The 24,806-nt window shown below is 60.1% G+C and carries 16 protein-coding genes; 1 reads left to right on the top strand and 15 read right to left on the bottom strand.

The annotated features are described in order from the left end of the window. Positions 1-4 precede the first annotated feature (4 nt). The 15 genes from CKA38_RS10940 to CKA38_RS10865 form a co-directional block, all read right to left on the bottom strand. On the bottom strand, positions 5-652 hold the full coding sequence (locus CKA38_RS10940) for an AllF/FdrA family protein (protein WP_108825510.1): 648 nt from the start codon (positions 650-652) through the stop codon (positions 5-7). Continuing rightward, positions 649-1,587 carry an AllF/FdrA family protein gene (locus CKA38_RS10935; RefSeq protein ID WP_108825509.1) on the bottom strand — a complete coding sequence of 313 codons (939 nt, stop codon included), beginning with the start codon at positions 1,585-1,587 and terminating at the stop codon, positions 649-651. The genes CKA38_RS10940 and CKA38_RS10935 overlap by 4 nt, the downstream gene beginning before the upstream one ends. A gap of 39 nt (positions 1,588-1,626) precedes the next feature. Then, on the bottom strand, positions 1,627-2,595 hold the full coding sequence (locus CKA38_RS10930; RefSeq protein ID WP_108825508.1) for an oxamate carbamoyltransferase subunit AllH family protein: 969 nt from the start codon (positions 2,593-2,595) through the stop codon (positions 1,627-1,629). Beyond that, on the bottom strand, positions 2,592-4,229 hold the full coding sequence (locus tag CKA38_RS10925) for an FAD-binding protein (RefSeq protein WP_108825507.1): 1,638 nt from the start codon (positions 4,227-4,229) through the stop codon (positions 2,592-2,594). The genes CKA38_RS10930 and CKA38_RS10925 overlap by 4 nt, the downstream gene beginning before the upstream one ends. A gap of 134 nt (positions 4,230-4,363) precedes the next feature. Next, positions 4,364-5,812 (bottom strand): sulfatase, encoded by a 1,449-nt coding sequence (locus tag CKA38_RS10920; RefSeq protein WP_108825506.1) that lies wholly within the window; start codon positions 5,810-5,812, stop codon positions 4,364-4,366. After that, positions 5,809-7,047, bottom strand: a complete 1,239-nt coding sequence (locus CKA38_RS15455; RefSeq protein ID WP_161554860.1) for an FAD-dependent oxidoreductase — start codon at positions 7,045-7,047, stop codon at positions 5,809-5,811. The genes CKA38_RS10920 and CKA38_RS15455 overlap by 4 nt, the downstream gene beginning before the upstream one ends. 181 nt (positions 7,048-7,228) lie before the next feature. Further along, a complete protein-coding gene (locus CKA38_RS10905) occupies positions 7,229-8,320 on the bottom strand; it encodes a sugar kinase (protein ID WP_108825505.1) in 1,092 nt (363 codons plus the stop codon). Between the two features lie 132 nt (positions 8,321-8,452). Next, positions 8,453-9,118: a bifunctional 4-hydroxy-2-oxoglutarate aldolase/2-dehydro-3-deoxy-phosphogluconate aldolase gene (locus CKA38_RS10900; RefSeq protein WP_108826546.1), complete on the bottom strand. Its 666-nt coding sequence runs from the start codon at positions 9,116-9,118 to the stop codon at positions 8,453-8,455. Between the two features lie 101 nt (positions 9,119-9,219). Then, positions 9,220-12,339, bottom strand: a complete 3,120-nt coding sequence (locus CKA38_RS10895) for an NHL domain-containing protein (RefSeq protein ID WP_108825504.1) — start codon at positions 12,337-12,339, stop codon at positions 9,220-9,222. A 92-nt stretch (positions 12,340-12,431) separates the two neighbouring features. Continuing rightward, positions 12,432-14,018 (bottom strand): IPT/TIG domain-containing protein, encoded by a 1,587-nt coding sequence (locus CKA38_RS10890; RefSeq protein WP_108825503.1) that lies wholly within the window; start codon positions 14,016-14,018, stop codon positions 12,432-12,434. Between the two features lie 72 nt (positions 14,019-14,090). Continuing rightward, positions 14,091-17,111, bottom strand: a complete 3,021-nt coding sequence (locus tag CKA38_RS10885; protein WP_108825502.1) for a TonB-dependent receptor domain-containing protein — start codon at positions 17,109-17,111, stop codon at positions 14,091-14,093. 123 nt (positions 17,112-17,234) lie between these two features. Continuing rightward, on the bottom strand, positions 17,235-20,006 hold the full coding sequence (locus tag CKA38_RS10880) for a glycoside hydrolase family protein (protein ID WP_152032817.1): 2,772 nt from the start codon (positions 20,004-20,006) through the stop codon (positions 17,235-17,237). Positions 20,007-20,252: 246 nt separating this feature from the next. After that, on the bottom strand, positions 20,253-21,317 hold the full coding sequence (locus tag CKA38_RS10875; protein ID WP_108825500.1) for a hypothetical protein: 1,065 nt from the start codon (positions 21,315-21,317) through the stop codon (positions 20,253-20,255). A 46-nt stretch (positions 21,318-21,363) separates the two neighbouring features. Next, entirely contained in the window at positions 21,364-22,401 is a 1,038-nt protein-coding gene (locus CKA38_RS10870) for a glycoside hydrolase family 43 protein (protein ID WP_161554859.1), read from the bottom strand. Between the two features lie 16 nt (positions 22,402-22,417). Beyond that, positions 22,418-23,263 carry a hypothetical protein gene (locus CKA38_RS10865; protein ID WP_108825498.1) on the bottom strand — a complete coding sequence of 282 codons (846 nt, stop codon included), beginning with the start codon at positions 23,261-23,263 and terminating at the stop codon, positions 22,418-22,420. A gap of 620 nt (positions 23,264-23,883) precedes the next feature. Between CKA38_RS10865 and CKA38_RS10860 the strand changes: the two genes are divergently transcribed. After that, complete coding sequence (locus tag CKA38_RS10860) at positions 23,884-24,675, top strand: helix-turn-helix transcriptional regulator (RefSeq protein ID WP_161554858.1); 792 nt, start codon at positions 23,884-23,886, stop codon at positions 24,673-24,675. The last annotated feature ends 131 nt before the right edge of the window (positions 24,676-24,806 follow it).

Genomic DNA, 24,806 nt, shown 5'->3' with positions numbered 1-24,806 from the left:
CAAATTACTTTCCGTTTTTCATCGGTTGAAAGGCCGACGCGATCATGCCCGCGAGTCGCGAGGCCTGCGCGTTGCTCGGCATCACGATCGCGCCCGCGTCGAGCAGTTTTTGTTTTTGCGCGGAGAGCCGTTGCGGGTCGTGTTCGGTGCCGCAAATCGACGCGACGACGGTCAGGCGGCGCCCGGCTTTTTTCGCAGCCGCAATCGCGTCGGCAATCGGCGCGGCCATCATTCCGCAGGGATCGGCGTGGCAGCCGTAGCCCAGGAGAAAGTCGAGCAGGATAACCGCCACCGAAGGGTCCGCGGCCTCCGCATTGAAGCGCTCGATCCTCGGAGCGGGAGCAATCGCCGCATGCGGAAGTCCGCGGGTAAATTCCTCCGTGCCTATGTCGATGACCGAGTGCGCCACGCTCACGCGCGCGTCCTTGAGCGCGAACTCCGGCATCACCGCCGTGTTGGAATGAATCTCGGGCAGCGTCGCGCGCATGATCATCATTGCTTCCTCGGCGAGCGTGCCGCCGCAGAAAATCCCGCGCAGAAAACGCTGTCCACTTCCGTAGCCCGCGTGCTCGCGCGCCACGAGGTCTTTCGCCCCGGCGTCGCTCATGCTGAAATCGCGCGGCTGGTAAGGCTTGCCGAGCGCGAGGCTCACGGCGCGCGCCGCCGTCTCCTCGAATGTCGCCGCGAAGTGCGCGCCCGCGGCGGCGACCGCCTCGGGGAGCCGCCGATGAAATTCACCACGACCGGTTTCTTGCAGCGGCGCACGCGCTCGAGCACGGTCTCGACGGTTTTCTTTCCGGGCGGCTTCGAGATGAGCACGATCACTTTTGTGTCGGGATCGGCCTCCAAAATATCCATCGACTGCAACGTCGTGATGCCTCCGATCTCGTCGCGCAAGTCGCGTCCGCCGGTGCCGATTCCCTGCGACACGCCCGAGCCCATGAGGTCGATTTGCACCATCGTTTCCTGCAAGCCGCTGCCCGACGCCGCGATCAAACCGATCGGGCCTGGCAGCACCTTGCTCGCGAGGCCGACGGCGGTTTGCTGCACAAACGTCAGCCCGCAACCCGGCCCCATCATCAAGAGGTTTTTCTCGCGGGCGAGTTGCTTGAGAATGCGCTCGTCCTCGTAGGAAATGTCGTCGCTAAACATGTAAACGTTCAGCCCCTGCGAGAGCGCCTTGGCTGCCTCCGTCGCGGCGTATTCGCCGGGAAGCGAAATCATCGCGAGATTGAGCCCGGGATCAGCCGCGCGCGCCATCGCAATGGTGCGGCTTTCGGGCGCGCCGCCGCCGGTCGATGCGCGCGCGACATGCTTCTCCTTCAAGCGGCGTTCGATCTCCGCCTGCGCCGCGGCAAACGCCTCGTCGTTCTCGACTCGCAACGCGATCATCAAGTCGTTCGGAGCGGCTTTTTCGACCGCCTCGTCGTAGAGCTCCATGTCCTTGAGCAAGCCCTTGTTCATGACCGTGCCCATGCCGAGCGCCGCGCGCTGCACGCCCGGGAGCTTGCCCGCCTGTCGGGCGACGCCCATCAGGAAAACGGAGTCGTGATACTCATTTGGTCGGATGATACATTTGATCTGCATAGAAAATAATCTCGGTTGATTTTCGTTTTTCGTTCTCGTTTATCCGCGCAATTCCTCCGCGAGTTGAATGCCCAGGCACAGTCCCCGCGCCATCTCCGTGCCCGATGTGCCGCCCACTTCGAGCAACGCGGATATCGCAAGGTCAACCTCGCGCGCCTCGCCGCACATGATGGCGCGCGCCGCGTCAAAAACGACGCCACTGATCTCGCCTACCACGCACAAGCGGAGCGAGCGGACGCTTATATCGGTCGTGCGTTCGCCGGCGGTCGGCAAGAGTTCGCGAAGCACGGGCACAAATTGGTTTTCGTTTTCCGTCACGCCGCCGAGAAACAATCCCGCCGTGACGCCGCACAGAATGTCGTCGCCCGAAGGTGTCAGGCCGACGCCCAAGCCGAGCAGCGCCTCGCATTGCGCACGGATTGCCGCGGCATCGTTGCGCAAAATCCCCTCGCGCAACGCGGCAATCGCGGGCGTGATTCGTCGCTGCAATTCCGGAAAGTCACACTCGCGGCCATGACGCTGAATAATCTCTTCCGCCAGTGCGAGATTGTGCGCGGCGCGGTTCGATCGGACGAATGGTTCGCGCCGTGTGTCGAAGATTTCGGCGCCGGAAAATGCAAACACGACATCCGCATCCGGAATCGAAATTTCTTCGCGCGAAATTTCAACCGGCATGCCCGCCACGACGCAAAGTTGCGGGGAAAAATCCGCGCCGATTCCGCTCGCGTTCACGATGATCGAATCCGGCGTCTGAGGAAACGGCGCGAGCGCCACGGTGAGCCAGTCGCCGGCCGGCGTGGTGATATTAAAGCACCGGGTGAACACGCTGTGCACGCGACCTTTGCTTGCGCGCGCGAGCGATTCGGATGCGAGCCGCGACATTTTGTAGGGGCGCACCTTGCGTGCGCCCTCGTGCGCGAAGAACGGTTTGCGCACGCTGCCCCAAAGCGGGCGAACATCAGGGCGCACGCAAGGTGCGCCCCTACGGCTGATCTGCATAACGCTCATGCGGACGCTCCTTTCTTGCGCGAAGAAACGCGCATGCGTCCGTCGATTTGGCGGAGATAAATGTTTTTCTTCCAGTGCGCGTCGTCGCGCTTCGGATAGTCGCAGCGGTAATGCACTCCCCTGCTCTCCCGCCGGCGCAACGCGGCCTCCGCCACGCACGCACCGACCCGCGCCATGTTTTGAATTTCGATTTGCCCGACAAAATTTTCCAGCGAGTTTTCACACTCAACCCCGGCGGCTTCGTCGCCGATTTTTTTCAACTTGCCCAAAGCCTCGTGCAATTCCGCCTCGTCGCGGGCAACGCCAACCTTGGATGTCATCAATTCGCGGATTGATTTTGAGAAAACATTCCAGCGTCCGCTCCGGCCTTTCGCCGAAAGCGAGGCAGCCAGTTTTTCGGCGCGTCGCGCGGCATCGCGCAAAGTTCGCGCGCCGCGGCTCTTGGCATGCGCCGCGGCATTGGCGCCGGCAATCGCGCCGAACACATGGATTTCCGTGCCGGCGTTTCCACCGATGCGATTCGCGCCATGGACACCGCCCGCCACTTCTCCCGCCGCGAACAAGCCCGGCACCGTGCTTTCGCAACGCGTGTTGATCGCAACGCCGCCGAGAAATGTGTGCGCGGCTGGACCGACTTCAAATCGTTGTTTCGTCAGGTCGATTCCGTGCTTCAAAAACAAACGATAATACGCGGAGTGTCCCTCCGTGATAAACTTTTTGGGAATGTCCGTGAGATCGCACCAGACGCCACCGTGCTCCGTGCCGAGCCCCGCGCGGATCTCCAGCGCGACGAGCCGGGCAAGCGCGTCCTTCGGCGCGGCGCCCTCGCCCGCCGGATATTGTTTCAGCACGAACCGTTCGTTGCGCGCGTTCACCAAACGACCGCCGTGCGCGAACAAAGTCGTGCTCAGCCCGAGGCGTTTCGGATAAACGCAGTGGCACGGCTCGAACTGCACGAACTCCATATCCACCAGTTCCGCGCCCGCGCGAAACGCCAGCGCATAGCCGTCGCCCGTGAGGCTTTTCGGATAAGTGCCGCCCGCGTAGATGCCGCCCCCGCCGCCACTCGCAAGAATCACCGCGCCCGCGCGAATGAACAAAATTTTCCGCTCGCGCACATCAACCGCCAGCGCGCCGGACATCACGCCCTCGCGCGTCGTCAGCAGCTCCACGACAAATATGTCGCGCCGCGTGATCGCGCCGCCTTTTGCCAGCGCGCGTTTCAACGCGGCCATGCCGACGCGCGCGGTGCGGTTTTCCTGGTGCAGCAGTCGCGGGTGAGAACAGCCGAGCGCCTTTTGCAAATGCCACGCGCCGTCCCGCATGCGGTCGAGCCGGAGGCCGAGCGATTCCATTCCGACCGCCGCGGCCGCCGCGTTTTCCGTGAGCAGGCGCACAAGCGCCGGATTCGCGAGCTCAATGCTCCCCTTGAACGTGTCCTCGAAAAACGACTGCACCGAATCGTCCGGGCCGACTGGCGCGTTGAAGCCGATGACACCCGGCGACGCCGCCGCGCCCTTGGAGACAATCAAAACGGACGCGCCCGCGCATCGCGCGGACAGCCCGGCGCGGAGGCCGGAAATTCCGGCCCCGATCACCAGCACGTCTGTTTGGATTTCTTGCAGCGGTATCATCTGTCTGGGAAATGTGTTTTTTACCTTGTTTAGTTTTATGCGCAGTCTCTCAGGATGCGTCGCGCCTCGTTTTAGTCACGGCCAATGACTTTTCCATGGCGCGAAAATATTTATCTTTTATGCGCATTTATGAATCACCGTTTGTTCGCCTCATATTTCACGGGCTCGGCGTTTTTCGTCGGAAGGAACGCGGCGAGTTCGCGCTTCACCGATTTCAACTCCCGTTTGTCGGCGAGGTTTGTCCATTCGCGCGGGTCGTTTTTTCGGTTGTAGAGTTCCTCGGAGCCGTCGGCGTAGCGGATGTAGCGCCAGTCGGCGGTCGTGATCGCGTGGTTGCCCTTGTCCATCGTGGTGAGCGCGGGCCGACTCCATTTTGCGGAGGGATTTTTAAGGAGCGGCTTGATGTTCGCGCCATCGACGTGCTTCGGCGTCGTGATCGCGGCCATGTCGCACAGCGTCGGGTAAAGGCTCATCAAGTCCACGGCGGCATCGGTCTTCGCACCCTTGGCGACACCCGGGCCGGCCCAGATCATCGGCACCTGCGAGGCGGGCGCCCAGAGCGTCGTTTTTCCCCAGTGCTCCTTTTCGCCGAGATGCCAGCCGTTGTCGCCCACGAACACCACCACGGTGTTTTCCGCGTGCGGCGACTCGGCGAGCGCGTCAAGCAGGCGGCCCACTTGCGCGTCCATGAAAGAAATGGCGGCGAGATAGGCGCGCACGCGATCCTTCCAGATTCCCATTTCGAGTATTGTTTTGTGGGTCTTGCCGCCCTTGGTGAACTCGACGCCCGGCGCGGGCACGTCGGACAAGTCGTCCCTCAATGTCTTGGGCAGCTCCAGCGTTTCCAACGGATACATGTCGAAGTATTTTTTCGGCACATCCCAGGGCGTGTGCGGACGGTGAATGCCGCACGCCATGAAGAAGCGTTTTTTGGCGTTCACCGAGCCGAGTTTTTCAATGCACCAGTCAACGCCGCGCGCATCGATGAGTGTGCGTTCGTCGCGCTTTTCGTTAAACGGTTCGGAGGGTTCGCCGTCGGTGAACATCCGGTAGCCATACGGGCCGGGGCGGCGCTTGGCGTTTCTGCCCGCCGGGCCCGGCAGCGTGTCGTCGCGCTCGTAGAAAACCTCGTCCCAATCGGCGGCGCGGTATTTGTTGTAATGATACACCTTTCCGGCGGAGTAGGATTTGAAGCCGTGATCGCGGACGTGGTCGTTGATGCACAGGCCGCGGCCGATGTAGCGAACCCAGTAGTGGCCGTTCAAATAAATGCCTGTCGTCGATGGGCGCAGGCCGGACATGAAGGCGGCGCGCGACGGATTGCAAAGCGGCGCGGGACAGTGCGCGTTCATGAAGGTGACGCCGCGCGCGGCGAGCTTGTCCAACGCGGGAGTCCTTGCCTGCGGATGCCCGCCCATCGGGCCGATCCACGAGTTCAAGTCGTCCGAAATAATCAGCAGAATGTTTTGCGGGCGTTCATCCGGCACGGCGGCCTGCGCGGCGCGCGCGTGCGACGGCAGCGCGCACGCGGTCGCAACGGTGGCGGCGATCAACACGCCGATGTCATGGGAGTTTTTTGTCATGATGATTCAGGCGCGGACAGACCGACCTCGTCGAAATGGAAGGGAAGATTTTTCCGGCGCAGTTCCGCCTGTATGTCCGCCGCGGCGAGTTGCGCGGGCGGAATGCCGCGACGCAACGAGAGCACCGCCGCGATGCCCGCCGCCTGTCCGGTTTGAGCGGCGGGCGGAATGACGCGCGTGACTTCCCACGCGTCGCTGTGCGACGAGATGCAGCGCCCCGCGGTGAGCAGTCCGTCCACCGTCAGGGGCACCATCGCGCCGTAGGGGATTTCCCAAACGCTGCCGCGTCGCCGCCAGTCGGCGACAAGCGCGATGCTGTCATCAAAACGCGTCCACGCCATCCCGCTGTCGAGCGTGGCGCGCCCGGCGATCGCGCGCGTGGTGCGAAACTGCGCCATGGTTGGCAGCACCAGCGGGTAGAGGTTTTCGCGCGAGGTGTCGGCGTTGTTCGCGGACTGGAGTTTCGCGTAGTGGTTCAACAGGGCGGCGCGCGTTTCGATGGTGAAACGGCTCACGGATTTTCCGTCCGTGCCGAGCCAAGGATAGTTTTTTTTCTTGGCGGCGGGATCGACGTTTTCGCCCTCCAGCCCGATCATTTGAAAGTCGAGAAAACCCGAAGCGTCGTTCTTGGCGGCCGCCTGGCGCGCGACGGCGAGCGATGTTTGCAGCGCCCAAATCGTGAGCTTGTTGCCCTCCTCGTGAAACGCGCAACCCGCGCGCGCGGCCACGTCGCCATCACCCGTCGCGTCGATGACGATGTCCGCGAGGACGCGTCCGCGCCCGCTCTTGTTCTCGACCTCGACGCCCTTGATGCGCCCGTCCTCGACAATCGAGGCGCACACGAGCGTGTCATACCAGCGGTCGATCGCCGGCTCGCGGCTCATCATCTCGTCCATCGCCAGCGTGAACGCGGCCGGGGAAAAATCGAGCATGAGGCGCTTGGTGGGTTTTCCCGGCGCGGCGTTTTTCCAGTCCGTCGGCGGCGCGCCCGGACCGTAACGCGCGCTCGCATGCATCAACTCCTCGGCGAGGCCGAAGCTGACCTGCGTGCCGTAGCCGTCGCACAGCGGCAGGTAAATATAGACAAAACCCGCCGTGGCCAGTCCGCCGCACATCACGGTTTTTTCGAGCAACGCCACGCTGCGCCCGGAACGGGCGATTTCCAGCGCGGCGGACACGCCCGCGACACCCGCGCCGGCCACGATCACATCGTATTTTTTTTCGAAGTTTGTCATTTTTATTGGTTCTCGCGAAAACAAAGGGGAAGCCGAGTGAAGCCCGTAGGGGCGCACCTTGCGTGCTCCCCCGCATGAGAATGACTGTTTGCGGGCGGTTGCACAAATCGGGCGAACACGAGGGCGCACGCGAGGTGCGCCCCCGCAGGAATGAATGCGCGTGCGATTTGTGTTTTCATTTTCAGCGGACGACTCTTCCCGAGGCGCTGCCGCGCATGAGCGACTCGACCTCGGCGCGCGTGCTGAAATTAAAATCGCCCTCGATGGAATGCGCGAGGCACGACGCGGCGACCGCATAGGCGATGGCGGTTTTCGGCGCGGCGAGCTCCGGTGTGTTGAGCGCAAAAATCAAGCCGGCGGCAAAGCTGTCGCCCCCGCCAACGCGGTCCACGATGTTGCGAATCTCGTAGGGCTTGTAGGTGTCGCCGCTCATCGGCGCGAAGCAGGCCTCGCCCGCCTCCGCGTCGTAGAGCATCGCGCCCCAGTTGTTGTGCGTGGCGGAAATGCTTTCGCGCAGCGTGATGGCGACCTTTTTGATGTTGGGAAACATGCGCGTGATTTCGCGAGCAACTTGCGGGTAGCGACCAATCTCCAAGTGCCCGCCCTCGATGTCGCTGCCCTCGGCGTGGATGCCGAGCACGTCGGAGGCGTCCTCCTCGTTGGCGATTGCCACATCGACAAACGGCAGCAGCTCGCTCATGCAACGGCGCGCGAGCGAGGCGGCGGGAGTGCCGGGCTCCCACTGCCAGAGTTTTTTGCGGAAGTTGAGATCACACGAAACCGAAAGCCCGGCGGCCTTGGCATTGCGGACGGCGGCGAGCGACGACTCAAACGCGATGCGGGAAAGCGCGGGCGTGATTCCGGAAATGTGGAGCCAGCGGGCGTCGGCGAAGATTTCGGACCAGTTGTATTTATCCGCGGACGTCTCGGCGACGGAACTGTGCGCGCGGTCGTAAACGACATTGCTGGGACGCTGGTTCGCGCCCTTCTCGACGAAATACAAACCGAGCCGCCCGTTTTTGACGCGCAGTATCCGGGTGGTATCAATGCCGAGCCCGCGCAGGTTTTGCACACACGCGTCGCTGATGACATTGTCGGGAAGCGCGGTGACAAAGCGCGCGCGCGCGCCGAAAATCGCAAGCGACGCGGCGACATTGGCCTCCGCGCCGGCAAAGGTGAGCTCGAGTGAGCCCGGCATGTTTTGAATGAAGCGCCGATTGCCCGGAGGACAAAGCCGCGCCATGATTTCCCCGAAGGTGACGATGGTTTTCATAGAATGTGGAATGGTGTGAATTTTCGATTTTCGATTCTCGATTTTCGATTGGGAGCTTCCACCCCGTTTTCGATCTCGGTGCCGCGCGGTAGCGCGCAATCGAAAATCGAGAATCGAAAATCGAAAATTAGTTCATCTTGTGTCGCGGATGATCGCGGCGACTTCTTGCGCACGCTGTTTGATCGCGGCCCAGTCGCGCGACTGGATGAGCGCGCGCGGGGCGATCCACGAGCCGCCGAGCGCGGCGATGAGCGGATCGGCCAGCCACGCGGCGGCGGTGGCGGAACTGATTCCGCCGAGCGGGATGTATCGCAACCCGAGATGCGCGTAAGGCGCGGTCATGTTCTTCAGGTAGGCGAGGCCCCCGGACGGCTCGGCGGGGAAAAACTTCAGCAGGCGGCAGCCGAATTCGAGCGCGGCCTCGATGTCGCTGGGCGTGGCGATGCCGGGCGCGAAGGGCACCCCGGCCTCGGCGGCGGCGGCGAGCACGCGCGGATTGCAACCGGGCGCGACGGCAAAGTCCGCCCCGGCGTCGCGCGCCTGCAAGAGCTGCTGTGGCGTGAGCACGGTGCCCGCGCCGACGGACATTTGCGGCGCGTGCTTCTTGAACGCGGATAGCGATTCGAGCGCGGAAGGCGTGCGCAGCGTCAGCTCGATGGCGTTGAGCCCGCCGGACAAAAGCGCGTCGGCCAGCGGCGGCACATTGGAGGGATCGTCGATGACGATGACAGCGATGACGCCGGCCTTTTGAATAGTCTCCGCGAGCGCGGGAGGGAATGAAACAGAGTTCGATTTCATGATGGGAAAATATTTTCGCGCCAGCATACGGGGAATGGCTCGGCCGGAGGCTTCGCCCTACCCTCAAACCCGGCAGGTGGCATATGCGGCGCGAGAGCCTTTTATTTTTTGCGTCCGCGCAGGGCGGCGCTGGCCGCGAGCGCGAGCAGGAACCAAATCGACGTGCTGCCGCCACCACCACCGCCGCCGCTTCCATTGTCCCCATCGGGATCCGTGCCTCCGGAGGGAGGATAGGTGACGGTTTTCATGGCAGGAGTGGAGACAATCGCATCCGCGCTGGTATCGATGCGACGGATGATGCCGTTGCCGGTATCGGCGACGTAGAGAACCCCATCCGCACCAATGGCGAGCGCCTCGGGAGCGTCAAACCAGGCGGTTTTGCCGGGACCGTCGCGAAATCCGGGAACCGAACCTGCGAGCGTGACGACCGCTTCCGCGGCACCCGTTGTGTTTGTGGTGATGACACGAATGCGGGAATTGCCGGAGTCGGCCACATAGAGATCGCCTGAGCTATCCAGCACGATGCCCGTGGGAGAGTCGAAGGAAGCGGTAGAAAGGGCCGCTCCATCGACCGCACCGGGGGACGCCATCTGTCCAGCGAAAGTGGAAACCTGTCCGGTGGAGAGGTCAATCAGACGTATGACGTGATTACCCGTATCGGCGACATAGATGCGCGATCCCGAGGTTGAAACTGCAAGGCCCGCAGGGTTCTTGAACTTCGCGTCAAGCAAGGCTCCGTTGTCGGTGCCCGATATGGCGGAACCCGCGAAGATTTCCATCACACCATCGGCATTGAGGCGTTTGATGAGCTGATTGCCGGTGTCGGCGATGTAGGTCATGCCAGCGGCATCCGTGGCCACGGCGGCGGGAGATGCAAGCCATGCATCGGGACCGGTGGCGTTGAGCGTTTGAACCGCGGCGGTGTCAAGTGCGATGGAGCGCAAAGGACCGTTGCCATAGTCGGCGACAATCAGGCTATTCGTGGATGAAAACGCGAGGCCTCGAGGCCGGGTAAAACGGGCCCCATCGCCATTGCCATCGCTGTTCCCCGAATAACCGGTTTTGCCCGCGAGCAACGCGAAGCTGCCATTGGGAGAGAGGACGGAAACTGTGTGCGCGGCGCGGTCGGAAACATAGACGAACTGCGAATAGTCGCCGGATCCCGTGACAAGACCGGCGGGCGCATCGAGGAGGTTTTCGATCACGGTGAGTATAACGGGCGTGCCCTCCACAGAGCCCGCGGCAGTGGAGGCCACACAGCGGAATTGCCAGCCGTTCTTGCCGTCGGGCATGAGCAGCGAGAGTTCGTTGGTGTAGGCACCGACACTGATGCTGCCTGGAACAGTTTCCCAGGCGGCTGTGTCGTTGGCACGGTATTGCCACTCGTAGGAAATGGCACCATGTGCCCATACATCAGCAGTGAGGTCAACGGGACGACCTTCTACTGCGACTTGGGTGGCTGCGGGGTTTGTCACAAACGAAGGTTGCGTGGCAATTGTGAGCGAGTCAGCAGCAATGCTGCAACCGCTGGGAGTGAACACGGCAACCGCGCCGCCCGCGGCGTTTTCAGGAATGACAACTGTAATCGTGGTGTCGGTCGAAGCCGTCACCAGGGCTTCGACACCGCCAATCAACACACGGGTGAGACCGGTGAAATTATTGCCCGCAAGGGTGATGGTGTCGCCCGCAACGAACTCGCCGGTGGGCAGCGCGCTGAGTTGCGGCGGCGTGCCGGGGTCGAAAGACGGCGTCGGTTCGCCGACGACAGACGCCCAATCCGTGCCGACGCGAATGTCGTCAACGACGTGATAGGCGCCGTTGAGGGTGAGACCGAGGGTGTTCACATAGAGGCCGCGAACGTCAGTGTTGCCATAGCCGGCGGAGTTGCCGGCGCGTTCGACGGTGATCGCGGCATCGGTGCTGGCCTCGTCGTCAGTGGTTGGGTTGAGCCAGACTCGGCAGTTGTCGTAAGCTTGGATTCCATCGTTCCAGCCGCTGTAACGGAAGACCAGCAGGTAGCTTTGCCCTGCGACCAGCGGAGTCGTGACAGTCGGCCAGCCGCCAGCCAGTCGCCCTCCTGCTTTGCCGCCGTAGCCGGCGAACGCGGCGATGTCGCGCAACTCATCCTTTGCGGCATCGGCGGCATACCACAGGGCGCAGGTGTTGCCGACAAGCGGGGTTCCGTCCGGAAGCGAGGGATCCTTGATCTTGAAGACAAAGCTGCCATAAACATCCTCGCCCTCGGGCACGCGGGCAAAGCGGCGTTCGAGCACTGCGGCAACGGTGGTCGCCGCATTCACGCCCGTGCCGGAGATTTTGAGAGCCGATCCGCCGCCGCGAACGGTGCCATCGTTGAGCGTGTAAGTGACGGCATCGGCGGGATCGTCAATGATCGTGGCGGTGTTTTTGGCGGACCAAGGCCCATCCCAGCCGGTGCCGCCGACGGCGCCGGCAAGTTTTGAGCCGGGAGCGTAGGAATCGAAATTCTCCGAGGCGATAAACGTGGTGCGCGGATTGGTGACGGCGGTCCACGTGTAGCCGACGCGGATGTCGTCGATCACTTGGTAGCGGCCGCCGGATGTGATGCCGTAGCCGCCCACGCACAATCCAAGGAAAGAATCAGAGCCGACGCCCGCGGTTGTCACGGTGCGTTCGTTGGTGATCGTGGTGCTGACGGCGGTCTCGTCGTTAGTTGCCGGATTGAGCCAGACGCGGCATTTTTTGTAAGAGCTGCCATCCCAGCCGCTGTAGCGAACCACGGCAAAATAAGTCTGCCCCGTTTTGAGTTGCGTGGAGACGAGCGTCGCGCCGGTGGGCGCGGCCATGCTCGCACCGACCTTGCCGGAATATCCGATGTAGCCGAGTGAGTCGAAACGGAGATTGGGATCCGAATCTTTTGCATACCAGATCGAAGTGATGTTGTCGCCGGCGGGAACGAGTTCCCCGTCGGGAGCGTTGGGATTCTTGATTTTAAAAATGAAGCTGACAAACACGTCATCTCCGGAGGTGACGGGCGCGGCGAGGTCGCGCTCGATAAGACGCGGAAGCGTGGCGCTGACGGGAGTGTCCGCGGCGAGTTTGATCGCCTTGCCACCGCCGAGGACAGTGCCGTCGCTCATTGTGTAGGTGATGATGTCGTCGGGGTTGTCGGTCACAATGACGCCCGCATTCGCGGCCCATGCGCCGCTCCATCCCCTGCCGCCGGAGGCGCCGGCAAGCATGTCGCCCGCGGCGTAATCATCAAAGTTGTCGGTCGCAATGACGTCGGTGAGCGTGACTGTGGTGCTGGTTTCGCCGCCGGCTGTGGTGATGACTACGGGATACTCCCCGTTGGCGAGTCCCCGGGGATCACAATGGTCAGGGCTTCGTCCGTGCGACTGGTGATTTCGGCCGCCACGCCGCCAACAGTCACGGAATATGCGCCGACGAGGTTGCTGCCGGTAATCGTAACGGTTGCACCGGTGCGGGAATCAAGGGGGGTGATGCCGATGGCGTCAGGCGCGGACGGCGTGGGAGAGGTGTTGGTAAACGCGATGGTATCCTCGCCGGCATTGCTGGTGGCGGTGATTGTTTGCGCACCGGTGGCCAGTCCACGGGGAATGGTGATGACCACTGTCGTGCCGGTTTGGGAAACGACTGCGGCACGGATGCCACCAATCGTTACGACAACATCCTCAAGATTGAGTCCTTCGATGGTTACAGTATCGCCTCCGGCACCGGTGTCGGGCGTAGCGGAGTTGATGATGGGCGGGCGGATAACGGTGAGCGACTTGGTGGTGGTTCCGCCGGGACCGGTAATAACAACATCCTGCGTGCCCATGCCAAGCGAAGGAGGCACGACGACAGTCATTGTCGTGTCGGTCTGCGAATTGATCACAGCATCAACACCGCCGATGGTCACGGTGACATCGGCAAGGTATTTGCCAGCGACAACGATAGTGTTTCCGGCCATGACACTGGACGGCGTGATAGTGTTCACAACGGGCATGGGGATACCGACCACGTCGGCCCAATTGCGGCCCACGCGGACGTCGTCAATGATGTGAAAGCGACTCGAGGGATTGAGGCCGAGGGTGTTCAGGTAAAGGCTGCTGAATTTGCTGCTGCCGTAGGGGGAGGTGTTGCCCTCGCGGGTTATGGCCTTGGTCTTGTCGTTGGAGGTATTGTTGCCGGATTTGGTGCCCACGCCCTCGTCGGTGGTGGCGGGATTGAGCCATGTGGTGATGGTGTCGTAGCCTTGGTAGCCAGTGTTCCAGCCGGAGTAGCGGATGACGAGGAAATAGGTTTGCCCCACGATCAAGCCGTCGGCCTTGCCTTCGTTTTTGTTGTTGATGGAGACCCATCCGCCGGCAAGGCGTGCCCCAGCCATGCCTTTGTAGCCGGCGAAGCCGGAGGCATCATGGGTGGGGCTTTTGTCACCGTCGCCGGCCAGATAATAGATATTGTTATTGGTGGTGAAAGTTTCGCCGTCATAATGGTCAACGTCAGTATCGGTGCCGCTTTTGATTTTGAAGATGAGGCTGACAAAGACATCGCCGCCGTCGGTGATTTCAGGCACAGCGCGCTCAAGGACGCCGATGTTTTCCGAGGTGCTCGGGGCGGTTATCTTGAGGGCGTTGCCGCCGCCGCGAACCTCGCCGTTGTCGAGGGTGTAGGTGATGGAATTGCTGCCGCCGACCACGGTGACGTAGTCGTTTTGCCCGGTCCATGCGGCGGTCCAGCCCGTGCCACTGACACCGCCGACAACAGTGGTGCCGACCGTATAGCTGTCGAAGTTGTCGGTGGCCACAACGGCGGCCCGCGCCTCCGGTGCTGTTGTTATAATAAATGCCGCCAGCAATAACGCCGGCAATCCGCGGAACAGGAAGATAAGCGTGTGGGGAATATCGGTGATTTTCATGAAAAATATGGGTTTGTTTTTTGATTGCTGGTTTTGCGGCGGGTTTGGCCGACTGGGGATTTCACATAAACATCAGAAGGTCTTTTTGATGTAGCAGGTCCAGGTGGCCCCGACGCGAAGGTAATCCTGCAACACGGTATCGTTTGGAGGGACACGCTGCATGTGGATGTGGGGAGCGTCGTTGATATTGCGGGCGTTGAGGCCGAACATGAAACCCTTGCCAATGTTCCACCCCAAACCCGCATCAACTTGGGTGCGGTGGCGGCGAAGGCTATAGCCCGTGGCGGAGGTGGGAAAATCGTCGGACCAATTGACATTGGACCAGAGGATGAGCTTTTTGTAGGTGTAGTGAAACCCGGTGCTGAGCGTATAAGGCGACAGCATGGGTTTGATTCCATCAGCATAGCTGCGGGTGTAATTGATATGGACGTTGCAGCGGCGGAACGCAGGGCCGAGAAAGCCGAGGGTTTGTGAGTAAGCGATCTCCATGCTGCGCACCCGCACCGGAGCGCCGGAATTGTTCTTGAGGGTGAAGCGATAATCCTCGGCGTATTTCGGATTGTAGCCGGGATAGGTTTCATCGTAACCGGCCTGTTCCGCGGTCATCTCATCCGTGGTGGCGATCATGTTTGTGACCCTGGTCTGGTAAACGGCGACGCTCAACTGGCCTATGCGCTTGAAATAGTAGCTCAGGCGGGCGGCGAAACCCTGGCTGCGCTCCGGCTCGATATCGCGATTGGGAAGGGAAATTCTCTTGGTCGTATCGTTGACCAAAAAAATACCAGTGGAGTCATAATAAGAGGGACGGCGGATGGTTTTGTTTCCGGCGACAACGAGATCGAGATTGGGCGTGATTTGATATTTGATCGAGGCGCTGGGAAAATAATTATGGTAGCTCTTTTTCTTCAGCACGCGCGGGCGGGAGAGAAACTGCCACTCCACACCATCAATGCTAGTCGCAATTCCATCGCTGCCCACCGCGTAGCCTTGCGCCTCGGTTTCTTCGGGAGTGTAAGCATCAATCTCTCGAATTTTTGACCTTGTGTCCTCGCGACGCACGCCGGCCTGAATAATGAACGGACCGATTTTGCTGGTGCCCATAATATAGCCGGCGTTGATGTCCTCCTCATAATTACGCTGATAGTTAACATGACCGTTATAATAATTCGTGGCTGACACATCGGACACAAATTCCTCGGGGTTTGTTTTGTAGCGCGCACCGATGGCAAAGAGGTTCGGCATGAAAATGCCGCCGCCGGAGAGGGTTTTGATTTCCATGCCGTTAATGTCCGAAGCCCACTCATAGGTCGATGCAAAGTCACTCAGTGTGAGCGGGCCGGTGTATTTGGCCAGATACAGTTCGCTCGTGTCTTGATAATGCCATTTGGTATTCGCCAGTTTGAAACCGGCCTTCCACTTGATCGGGTGCAGAATGCGTGTGAGATAGGTGGCGTCCAGTTTTGCCGTCCTGGTCTTCGTGCTCGCCCTGCGCCCGTCGCCAAGGTAAACCTTTGGAAAAGTGAAGGATGCGGGGTTTGAGAGATCAGGGCCGTCGGTTTGCGTGACCTTGTAATCGGCATCAACAACGCCCGGGCCGCGCTGCACACTGTAAAGCGCGTTAGCGGCGGTCGAGCTGGCCAGGCCCCGAACCGCGTCCTCGCGCCCCATCGGATCATACCAAGCCAGGGCGTCGGAGTAGCTGAACAGGCCTTCCAGTTTTAAATCGCCCAAGCGGTATTCAAACTTGGGAGTAATCGTGATGCTTTGCCCCAGGCGCGCGGCAATGCGCGGATTTACAACCACGGTTGTGCCATAGGTAGTGTAAATGCTGCGGGTCATATCCTCGCCCTTAACCATGTCCCGCGTGCCGCCCTGACTGCCGGCATAGTTGTTGAACTGCATGTTGCGTTGGTTCGCGAACAAGCGAGAGTAATTGAATATTCCCGTGAGTGAAAGCGTCAGGCGCCGGGTGGCGCGCCAGTCCATTGTGAGGCTGCTGGCAAAACGACGGTTGAGACGGGAGTGATGCCGAAATTCATAGGATGAGGGCACCTCCGGGCGGGGATCCGTCGAAGTGGGTGTCCGGTTGTAATTGGTAAGAGCCCGGCTTTCCTCGGAGTAGATGTTGGACTCGCTGATATTGATCAGTATGCCGAAATTATTGTTGAAGGCATTGGAGTATTGGATCAAGCCGCCAGGGCGAATCTTGTGGGTGTCGCTGGTGTCATGCGGGCCGACTTCCTTGTCGAGAGTCGCCCCGAAGGAGCTCATGGTAAAGTTGGCCTGCGTTATGAGTTTCTGCCCTTTGTTTTCAAACGCGCGCTTACTGCGCAAGTTGATGGTGCCGGCAGGAGCGTTGGCGTCCATGTCGGCGCTGACCGTGCGGGTGACTTCGAGCGAGTCGATGCTGTTGAGGGAGAGTGTGGTAAATTTCGGCGCACGCGAGCTGGACGAGGTGGCGTCCGCGGTAACGGCGGGCACGCCATCGATGGTAACGCTGGTGTATTCGGCGCCGAGGCCGCCAAGACTGACGTTCTGAACCTCGCCATCCGAGGTGTTTAGCATCACGCCGGGAAGGTTGCGCATGAACTCACCGATGTTACCCTCAGTGTTGTCGCCAAAAACGTCGGAGGCGACGTGCTGGCCGATGTTCATGGATGCGCGCTGCCCCATGATTACCTTGGCCTGGCCCTCGCGTTCTGTTGATACGACGAACTTTTCGAGCTGCACGATATCATCATCCGCCGTGCCGCCGGGCGCGCGGCCCTCCGGGGAAAGGGTAAACTCCAGCGTGGCGGTCTGGCCCGCGACAATCGTCACGGTAGATCGAACGGTTTGGAATCCGACATAGCTCATTTCGATGACCACCTCACCAGGAGGCAAATGGGTGAGTTGGTAAAAGCCGCCGGATTCAGAAAGAGTGGTTTCACTGGTTTGAAGAGCGCGCACTTGGGCGTTGCGAATATACTCCGCGGTCGCGGGATTAAAAACGCGCCCCGAGACGGAGCCTGTGCCAGCGGACTGCGCTTGCGCGGACGGCAATGCGACGAGCAGGCCAAGAAGGGCAAACAATGGGTATAGGTATGATTTCATAATGGGACGAGTGGGAGTTTTGAGTGGAATAAAAATAACGGATGCGGGGCTGAATGATTGGCTAGGGGTTGAGGGGCGAATCTGTGGAGGGCGTCGATTGCGACGCCCCTAAGAAATGGGTGATTATTCCCCGGCGAGCTGCCTGTATAATTCGGGATCGTAGTCGATGAGGTCGTTGATGCCGCGCAGGTGACTGACCGTGACCCACGGAAGCCATTCGCGATGGCGGCCGATTCCGCGCGTCAGCGTGAAGCAGTAGTGCTCCTGCTGCCAGCCGGGCCCGAGCGTGCCGCGGTGATCCTCCGGCGTGCCAACCATCGCCTTGGTGTTGTGCAGCAAAATTCGCGCAACATCCATGTAATGCGAGTCGCCGGTTTCACGCGCAAGTCGCGCGTAGCTTTCCACGTCCCAGCACATGTAGGCGTCGTTGAGCGAGTGGCCGGTGGCGATGAGCTGAATGCCCGTGGTGGGAACGCCGCGTTTCCAGTGTAGTTTCTCATTGTCCGCATCCTCGGGCATGGGGACATTCCAAATATACATCCACGTCTCTGCGATGTCCGCCGCGATGCGCGCGCGGTCGAGCCACTTTTGGTCGCGCGTGATGTGGTGCAACACAAGGTAACCCTCCAGGGCAATCGTGGCGGCCTCCTTGTCGATCACATCGGGATTGTCGATTGTGCCGCCCGTGAAGCGCGCGCGTCCGTGGCCGGTGTTCCATGCGAACTCACCTGAGCGCAACGCCGCGTCGAGATACGGCTTGTGGCCGGTGACCCGATACAATTGCGCGTAAAAGGGCACGACATTAAACGTGCCGGTGGTGGACGCGGAATAAAGCTTGCCGCTGAGCGCGTGCCACGAGCGGGGAAACCCGCCGCCGGGCTGTTCCTGCGTGAGCAGCCAGTCGCCGAACTTGCGCACCCACGCAAGCCACTCGGCGCGGGTGCGTCCGGCCTTCTGCTCGCGCTCGTAGGCGCGCATGAGCGACTTCATGTCGTCGCAAAAACTGCGCAGGTAAATCGACTGCGCCTCGGTGACTTTCCTGCCCGAGGGCCAGGTCGAGAGCGCGGCACCGCCCGACTTCAACAAAAAGCCCTCGGTAAGCGGCGGGTTTATCGGCATGCGCAAAAAGGATTCGATGGCCTTCTCCGCGTTGCGCCGCAACAGGCGGCCGCGCTCCGAGTCGGGATTGCGATTCGCCTCGACAAGCATCATCTCCGCCGAGCCGAGCGCGTAGCCGGTGAAGCCGAGAATGACCTTCGGATTGGGATGCGGTTTCCCGCCGGGCACCGCGAGCGCGAGGAATTGCACGCCGGCGCGGTCGTCGATCTCGATGTAATTTTGGTTCAAAACATCCACCATGCTCGCGCGCATGGTCTCGATGTCCTGCGGATTGACCCGCGGCTCAAGTTCATCCCACGCCCAGCGCCAGGAACGCGCAACGAGATCGTTCGTGTCCTTCGTTTTTCCAAACCAAAATGACACCTCGTAGCGTTGGACAAAATTATCCGACAGTGGGTTGTAGCGATGCCGCCACTTCTGCTCGACCTCGGGGCCCGCGCCCGTTTTCCGTCCGTAACTCAACGTGCCCTCCGAACCGGGCACCGCATAACCGAGCGTGGTTCCTTCGGGACGCTCCTCCGCCACGATCGCGCCAAAACGAAAACGAGCGTCGGTCATCGGTTCGCGTGAAAACCCCTGCCCTTCCGCAGCGGTGGTGGCGCTGTCGGGCGCGGAATTGAGCACCGCAAAACTTCCGCCCGCGGGCATGCGCGCCGCGAGCAACGGCGCAGGCATGCGATCCTCGCGTATCCACACCGTGTAATCGCCCGGCTTGTAATAATTGCCCGAACCAAACGAGTTGTCCCTCATGTGGTCGAAGTTGCCGTAAATCATGCCCGGCGCGAACCACTCCATTTTCGGCCACGGCTGGGCATCGACGAGTTGCAACGACGCCACGCTCGTGAATCCGCCGGGCGCGTTTCCTTTTACGCGCACCTCGCGGCGCAGGCGCAATGTATTTTTCCCGACCGTCCAGCGATCGGTGAATTCGAGCGCGGCGCCCTTCGGCGTTTTCAGCACGCCCGTGCCAAGCCATTCGCCGCCGGCTCCGCGCAACGAGGCGTAGCCGCCCTGCAACGTGACGGGCGCCGTGGCGGGATTCACGGGTTGCGCTTTCACTGCCTCGGGACCGAGCAGGCGCACATCGGAAAATTCGCAAAACCCGAGATCCTTGTCACTGTCCAGTGTGTCCCTTGCCACCAGCAATTTGACTTGCTTGAGCGGGGTGTGCAAGACGCCGTCCTTCGCGCCGTCCCAGAAATTCTTTTCCTTTGCCGCAACGAGCGGGATTATCAACTCCTGCGTCCCGTCAGGAATGACATCGAAACTGTGCTGATGGTTCTGGCCGGTCGCATCAACGATGCGCACCAATAAACGATTTTGATTGGTCTTAACTTGAAGGCGCATCTCAACCGCGCCGGCGAGCGCAACCGGACACGCGGCGGCGACATATCGTTTGCCCTTGGCGAAATCACCATCCAGTCGAAGCGTGCCGTCATTGCGCTTCAAACCGCCCTTCGTGAGCGGGTCCGGGCTTTTTTCAAAGCGCCACTGCGCCGGGTTCGGACAGCGCATGTCCGCGGAATCTTGAGCGGCGGCCGACTGGCGCTTCGAATCCGCGTCATCTTGTTTTTCCCATAGCGACACGCGCAATGGCGCGGCCTGCTTGGCGGACGCCGCGCCCGGCATGGACACGGACAAACCAAGCGATCCATCGGCATTTTTTGTCGGAGTCAGTTTCAGTGCATTGTCTGCCGCGACGGCATCGACAATCGTGCCGGACAGCACAAACAATGCACAGGCAAGGGAGGCAACTTTACAGGGGACGGGTTTCATAAAAGGGTCGTAAACTTCACTACCAATCCTGCACACGCTCCGCAAAAAATCATCCATTTTGGGTTAATGCTCGCCGATAAAATCTTAATTCTGGTGCGCATAGCGCGGCATCCCAAATAGACTTTTTATGAGACTGCCCAGCGTGTTTCTCGTTCAATTTTGAGGCATGTTATTTGACGGACGCATCTCAAAATTTTTGTCAGCACACACGCCCCTTCACACATCTCAAAATTTTGAGATGAGCCCTTATTTGAACAGGCGGACATCGGAGATCTCGCAATATCCGCGTTCGACCACCTCGTCCGAGTGGACAAGAATGCCGACTTTGCCAACGGGGAGATGCAGCACGCCGTCCTTGGCGCCGTCCCATAAATTTTTCGAAGCAACAAACCTGACGTTGATTGTCTTTGGAACACCGGGCCTCACTCGATGTTTTTGCATGTGCACTTGTCCGGTCGAGTCGGTGAGAAGCACCATCACAATTTCCTGATCGGTGATGACATTGAAACTCATGCGGTTCACCTCGCGAAACCTGATGGCGCACTCGGCGGCGACGTAACGTTTGCCGCGTGTGAAATCACCGGTGAGTCGAATTGTTTTGCCGGAAATTTCCAGGGTGCCGACGGCCGCGGGGTCGGGGCCGCGATTAAAGGCCCAGTCCTGCTGCCCCGGCTCAACAAAGGCGCCGCCATCGACGGTGATTTTGCGCGCGTCGAAACTCTCGAACGCAGCCGTCTTCCGCATCGGCGGCCTGAACAGGCGCGCGTCGGAGATTTCGCAAAAACCGTATTTGTCCACTTCCGCCGAGTCGAGCAACACACTGACTTTTCTAATGGGAAGATGCACCACGCCATCATTCGCACCGTTCCTGAACTCCTTGGATTTTCCAGCGCCCCACGCCACGGTGACACTCTGGATTTCCCTGGGTTTGACCGGATGCCTTCGCAGGTGAATCTGTCCGGTCGAGTCCGTGAGGAACACGATCAAGTTTCTTTTCTGGTTGGTATAAACTTTGAAACGCATGCGGTTCACCTCGCGGAACCTGATGGCGCACGCGGCGGCGACATAGCGCTTGCCGCGGGAAAAGTCTCCGGTGAGGAGAATGGTTTTGCCGGAAACTTCCAGCGTGCCGGTGCTCGCGGGGTCGGGGCCGCGCTCAAACGACCAGTCCTGTTCCGACGGAAGAATGGCCACGTCGCCATCACCATCGGCGGCGAAGGACTTGGCGGAAAACATAAACAGGAATGCGGCGAACGCGGTCACCGGCGCCAGAATGCGGAGGAGCCTGCGGATGGACGAAAAGGGCTTCATGATGCGAGTGGTTTCTATTTTTCAGGCCGATTTATATTACCTGTTACTACCAAGGAACGCTGACAGGTGTGTCGGTCGGGCCGTGGATTTTCGGAATGTCAGGCTGGCCGGCAACTTGGTTGGGAACGAACTCGATTCTATCCATGCACATCTTGCGAGGGAGGACGGTGTCAGGGGTCTTGTGCGCGTGATAAACGATGTAGCGATCGCCGTTGGGAGCGGTGACAAAGGAGACGCTGCCGACGCCGCGCACGATAGGGGTTTGGGAGAGCACCGGATTGTCCTTGGACTTGATCCAAGGGCCGAGTGGAGTCGCGGCGGTGGCGTAGCCGACGGCATACTTGGGGCTCATGAAGTGATTGGCCGTGTAAAACATGTAGTATATGCCCTTGTGCTTGAGGATCGAAGCGCCCTCGTTGACGGGCCAGCGTTTGTATTTGGGACGTGGATCGCTGTTTTCCCAGGGCTGGGTCCACCAAATGCAACGCCGCCGCGTTTCCGGTTTCGCGCTCATCCAGTCATCGGTCATTTCCTCGACAAAGACTTCGTTGGCCTTGTTGTCGAAGGCGGTATAAAAAAGATAAGCGCGTCCGTCGGTATCAATAAAGGGCATGCCGCCGATGGTTTTTTGGGGACGCATCGTTGTCTTAACTTTTTGGACAAACGGACCGAGTGGAGAGCTGCTGGTGGCAACGGCGATGTGTTCCTCCGCGGTGTAGAACATATAAAAAACGCCGTTGCGCTCGTTGACTTGCGCGCTCCAAAAGGCGCGTTCGCCAAAGACATCGGGGGCGTCGAGCGCGCGCCCCTCCGGTCCGGCGCCGCAAGGGGCGCTCCAGTTCACAAGATCGGTTGAAACGCGAACCGTGAACCCCTTGTTGATGGCCGGCGGCGCGTCATCGGTTCCATAAAGATAATAGCGCCCGTCATGTTGAAGGATGTAAGGATCGGCCATTTTATGAACAATGCCGTCGGCGTTATTATAAACACGCGGGGCTCCGGCAAAAAGCGGAAGCGTGGCAAAGACGAGGACGGTTAATGATATTATTCTCATGCGCATGAGGCGGTCTGTCACGGTGTCCATGGTCATTGGCAAGCGGTCACTTTTTCGGCTTTCCGACCACATCGGCCCATGTGGTGCCGAGGCGGATGTCGTCGATGAGATGATATTTGCCGCTATCATTGAGCCCGAGCGTGTTCACATACAAACCGCGAATGCCCTTGCTGCCGTAACCGGCGGTCCTGCCGATGCGCGCGTAGGTGATCGATTTTTTCTGCGTGTATTCGTCGTTGACCGAAGGGTTGATCCAAATGCGGCACCACTGATAACGACCGTCCTTCGTTTTGTTCCAGCCGGTGTATTTGATGACAAGGTGATACGTCCGCCCGGCCACCAGGCGTTCCGGCATCGTGCTGCCCTCGTCGATCTCCGCCAACCGCGCGCCGGCCTTTCCCTTCCAGCCTATGAATGCGGCGAGGTCTTTTAGGAATTCATGCGTATCATCCTCGGCGAACCATTGCACCAGATTGGTGTTGGTTATCGGTTTTCCGTCATTGCCGCCCGCGATCTGGTCGTCGTTCTTGATCTTGAAAAGGAGGCTCACAAAAAGATCCGGCCCCTTCATCTCGGGAATGCGGCGCTCCAGCACATTCAAGTGTTCCCTGCCCGTGCGCGCACCGGATATTTTGAGCGCGTTGCCGCCGCCGCGCACCTCGCCATTGTCAAGCGTGAGCGTGACGACGTCCTCCGGCGCATTGGTGATCGTGACAAACTCGCTCCGCCCCGTCCAAGGAGATTTCCACGCCCCCTTCCCTCCCTTGTTACCGACCAGCGTGGAGCCGGGCGTGTAGGAATCGAAATTATCCGACGCAATTTTTTTCGCCATCGCGCAAGGCGCAATGGCGAGGGCGGAAACAATGGCGATGATGAAGGTGCTGGTTTTCATGGGATGAGTGGAGTTGAGATGTTATGAGTTGCTTTTTTGTTTTCCAGTTTTCGACCGCGGCTCACTGATCGGCAAGTTGCCTGTATAATTCGTGAACGCAATCGCGAGGGCTGTTGGTGAGGGGAAGAGCCAAGACGCATGCAAGAGGGGCAGCAGGGATGTTTTCATTTTATATTATTCTACCATAAAAAGCCGATGGAACGGACAGGGTATCACCGCTGTTGATGTTGCGTCACAACCATTGGCAGTCACCATCAATGATTTTACGGTAATCGTCAGAGAGTTATTCTTTGTGCGCATCAGCCTCAGGACGACCATCGCGGGAAAACACCGGGATGTTAACATTTGCCATGCATCCAGAGGGCACTCGCGCCACGAACAAAAGAGACTCTTTTCACTATGGCTTGCTGAAATTTGGACCCGTTTTCCTCGTTGACTTTCGATCCATTGCGCAGAACTTTATTTTTGTGCGCATTCAAACAAAAACAACCCCGCAAAAAACATCCCCATTGCCTGTTTTGGCGCCGGGCGCGGCGGGACATCCGTTTGACTGGAACACGGTGCGTTGCAGGCTTCTTTGTTATTACAAGGGCGCGCCAAACACTCAGTCGGGCACGTTCATGACCGTGAACTTTATCATCTGGCGCATGCTGCGCGGCTCGATGAAAATGGAATACGCCAACCATCGCCTGCAGGCCGGCGCGGGCGACTGGGTCGTGCTGGTGCCCGCGCTGGGACGGCGGCACCAGGCGTTCACGCCCGACTCGCAACTCGAATCGCTCCACTTGAGCGTGGACACCAGCTCCGCCGAGTGGGCGGGACCGCCGGTGCACGTCATGAAGGGAACCAAGGAGATGCAGGCCGCCATCGCCAGCGTCGGGCGTTATGTCACCGTGCGGCACCCGTCCGGGTTGACTCCCGACGACCATGTGTATGTGAGCCGCACTTTCGAGGAGCGCATCCATCTGCAAACGCTCGTCTGGTCGTTCATGGGCGCGTTGTATCCGCGCCTGCATGAGGCGGGCATCTACATACGCGAGCCGGACCAGTGCGACCCGCGCATCAACGCAAGCATGGCGTTCATCGACAACTGGCCGACCAACCTGCCGTGGAACCGCGAACAGGTGAGCTGGGCCGCTGGCGTGAGCGCGAGCCAGCTCGACCGCATCTGGAGGGACGCGCGCGGACAAACGCCGTTTCAATATTGGGACAACCGGCGCGTGCGAACCGCGTGCGACCGGTTGGAAAACTCGCGTGCCAGCATCAAGGAAATCGCCTACGATTTGGGCTTCGCCCACCTGCCGCAGTTTTCCACATGGTTCAGGAGGCATCGCAATATTTCACCCCGCGATTATCGCCATAATTTTGTCGATCGCTCCGGGCAAACGGCAATGGACGAGGCAAACGGGTGAGCATTGCCCCGAACGTGGCGGTTGGATTGCGGGGATTGGACTTCCGCGCATATATTGCGGTTTTATATTAATCGTGGGTGTCAGTGTTTCGTAACAGTGCGCGCATCGGCCTTCCATCGCGGCGCTGTTAT

It is taken from the genome of Ereboglobus luteus (assembly GCF_003096195.1).
Lineage (GTDB): Bacteria > Verrucomicrobiota > Verrucomicrobiia > Opitutales > Opitutaceae > Ereboglobus > Ereboglobus luteus.
This window is presented reverse-complemented; position numbering and strand designations above follow the sequence as displayed.

Excerpts from the sequence above, each read along its gene's own strand:
- CKA38_RS10925 (WP_108825507.1), bottom strand. The coding sequence starts at position 4,229 with ATGATACCGCTGCAAGAAATCCAAACAGACGTGCTGGTGATCGGGGCC.
- CKA38_RS10865 (WP_108825498.1), bottom strand. The coding sequence starts at position 23,263 with ATGAAAACCAGCACCTTCATCATCGCCATTGTTTCCGCCCTCGCCATT.
- CKA38_RS10875 (WP_108825500.1), bottom strand. The coding sequence starts at position 21,317 with ATGAAGCCCTTTTCGTCCATCCGCAGGCTCCTCCGCATTCTGGCGCCG.
- CKA38_RS10885 (WP_108825502.1), bottom strand. The coding sequence starts at position 17,111 with ATGAAATCATACCTATACCCATTGTTTGCCCTTCTTGGCCTGCTCGTC.
- CKA38_RS10895 (WP_108825504.1), bottom strand. The coding sequence starts at position 12,339 with ATGCTTGCCGGCGCCTCCGGCGGCAGGGGATGGAGCGGCGCATGGGCC.
- CKA38_RS10900 (WP_108826546.1), bottom strand. The coding sequence starts at position 9,118 with ATGAAATCGAACTCTGTTTCATTCCCTCCCGCGCTCGCGGAGACTATT.
- CKA38_RS10890 (WP_108825503.1), bottom strand. The coding sequence starts at position 14,018 with ATGAAAATCACCGATATTCCCCACACGCTTATCTTCCTGTTCCGCGGA.
- CKA38_RS10920 (WP_108825506.1), bottom strand. The coding sequence starts at position 5,812 with ATGACAAAAAACTCCCATGACATCGGCGTGTTGATCGCCGCCACCGTT.
- CKA38_RS10905 (WP_108825505.1), bottom strand. The coding sequence starts at position 8,320 with ATGAAAACCATCGTCACCTTCGGGGAAATCATGGCGCGGCTTTGTCCT.
- CKA38_RS10880 (WP_152032817.1), bottom strand. The coding sequence starts at position 20,006 with ATGAAACCCGTCCCCTGTAAAGTTGCCTCCCTTGCCTGTGCATTGTTT.
- CKA38_RS10860 (WP_161554858.1), top strand. The coding sequence starts at position 23,884 with ATGACCGTGAACTTTATCATCTGGCGCATGCTGCGCGGCTCGATGAAA.
- CKA38_RS10930 (WP_108825508.1), bottom strand. The coding sequence starts at position 2,595 with ATGAGCGTTATGCAGATCAGCCGTAGGGGCGCACCTTGCGTGCGCCCT.
- CKA38_RS15455 (WP_161554860.1), bottom strand. The coding sequence starts at position 7,047 with ATGACAAACTTCGAAAAAAAATACGATGTGATCGTGGCCGGCGCGGGT.
- CKA38_RS10935 (WP_108825509.1), bottom strand. The coding sequence starts at position 1,587 with ATGCAGATCAAATGTATCATCCGACCAAATGAGTATCACGACTCCGTT.
- CKA38_RS10870 (WP_161554859.1), bottom strand. The coding sequence starts at position 22,401 with ATGGACACCGTGACAGACCGCCTCATGCGCATGAGAATAATATCATTA.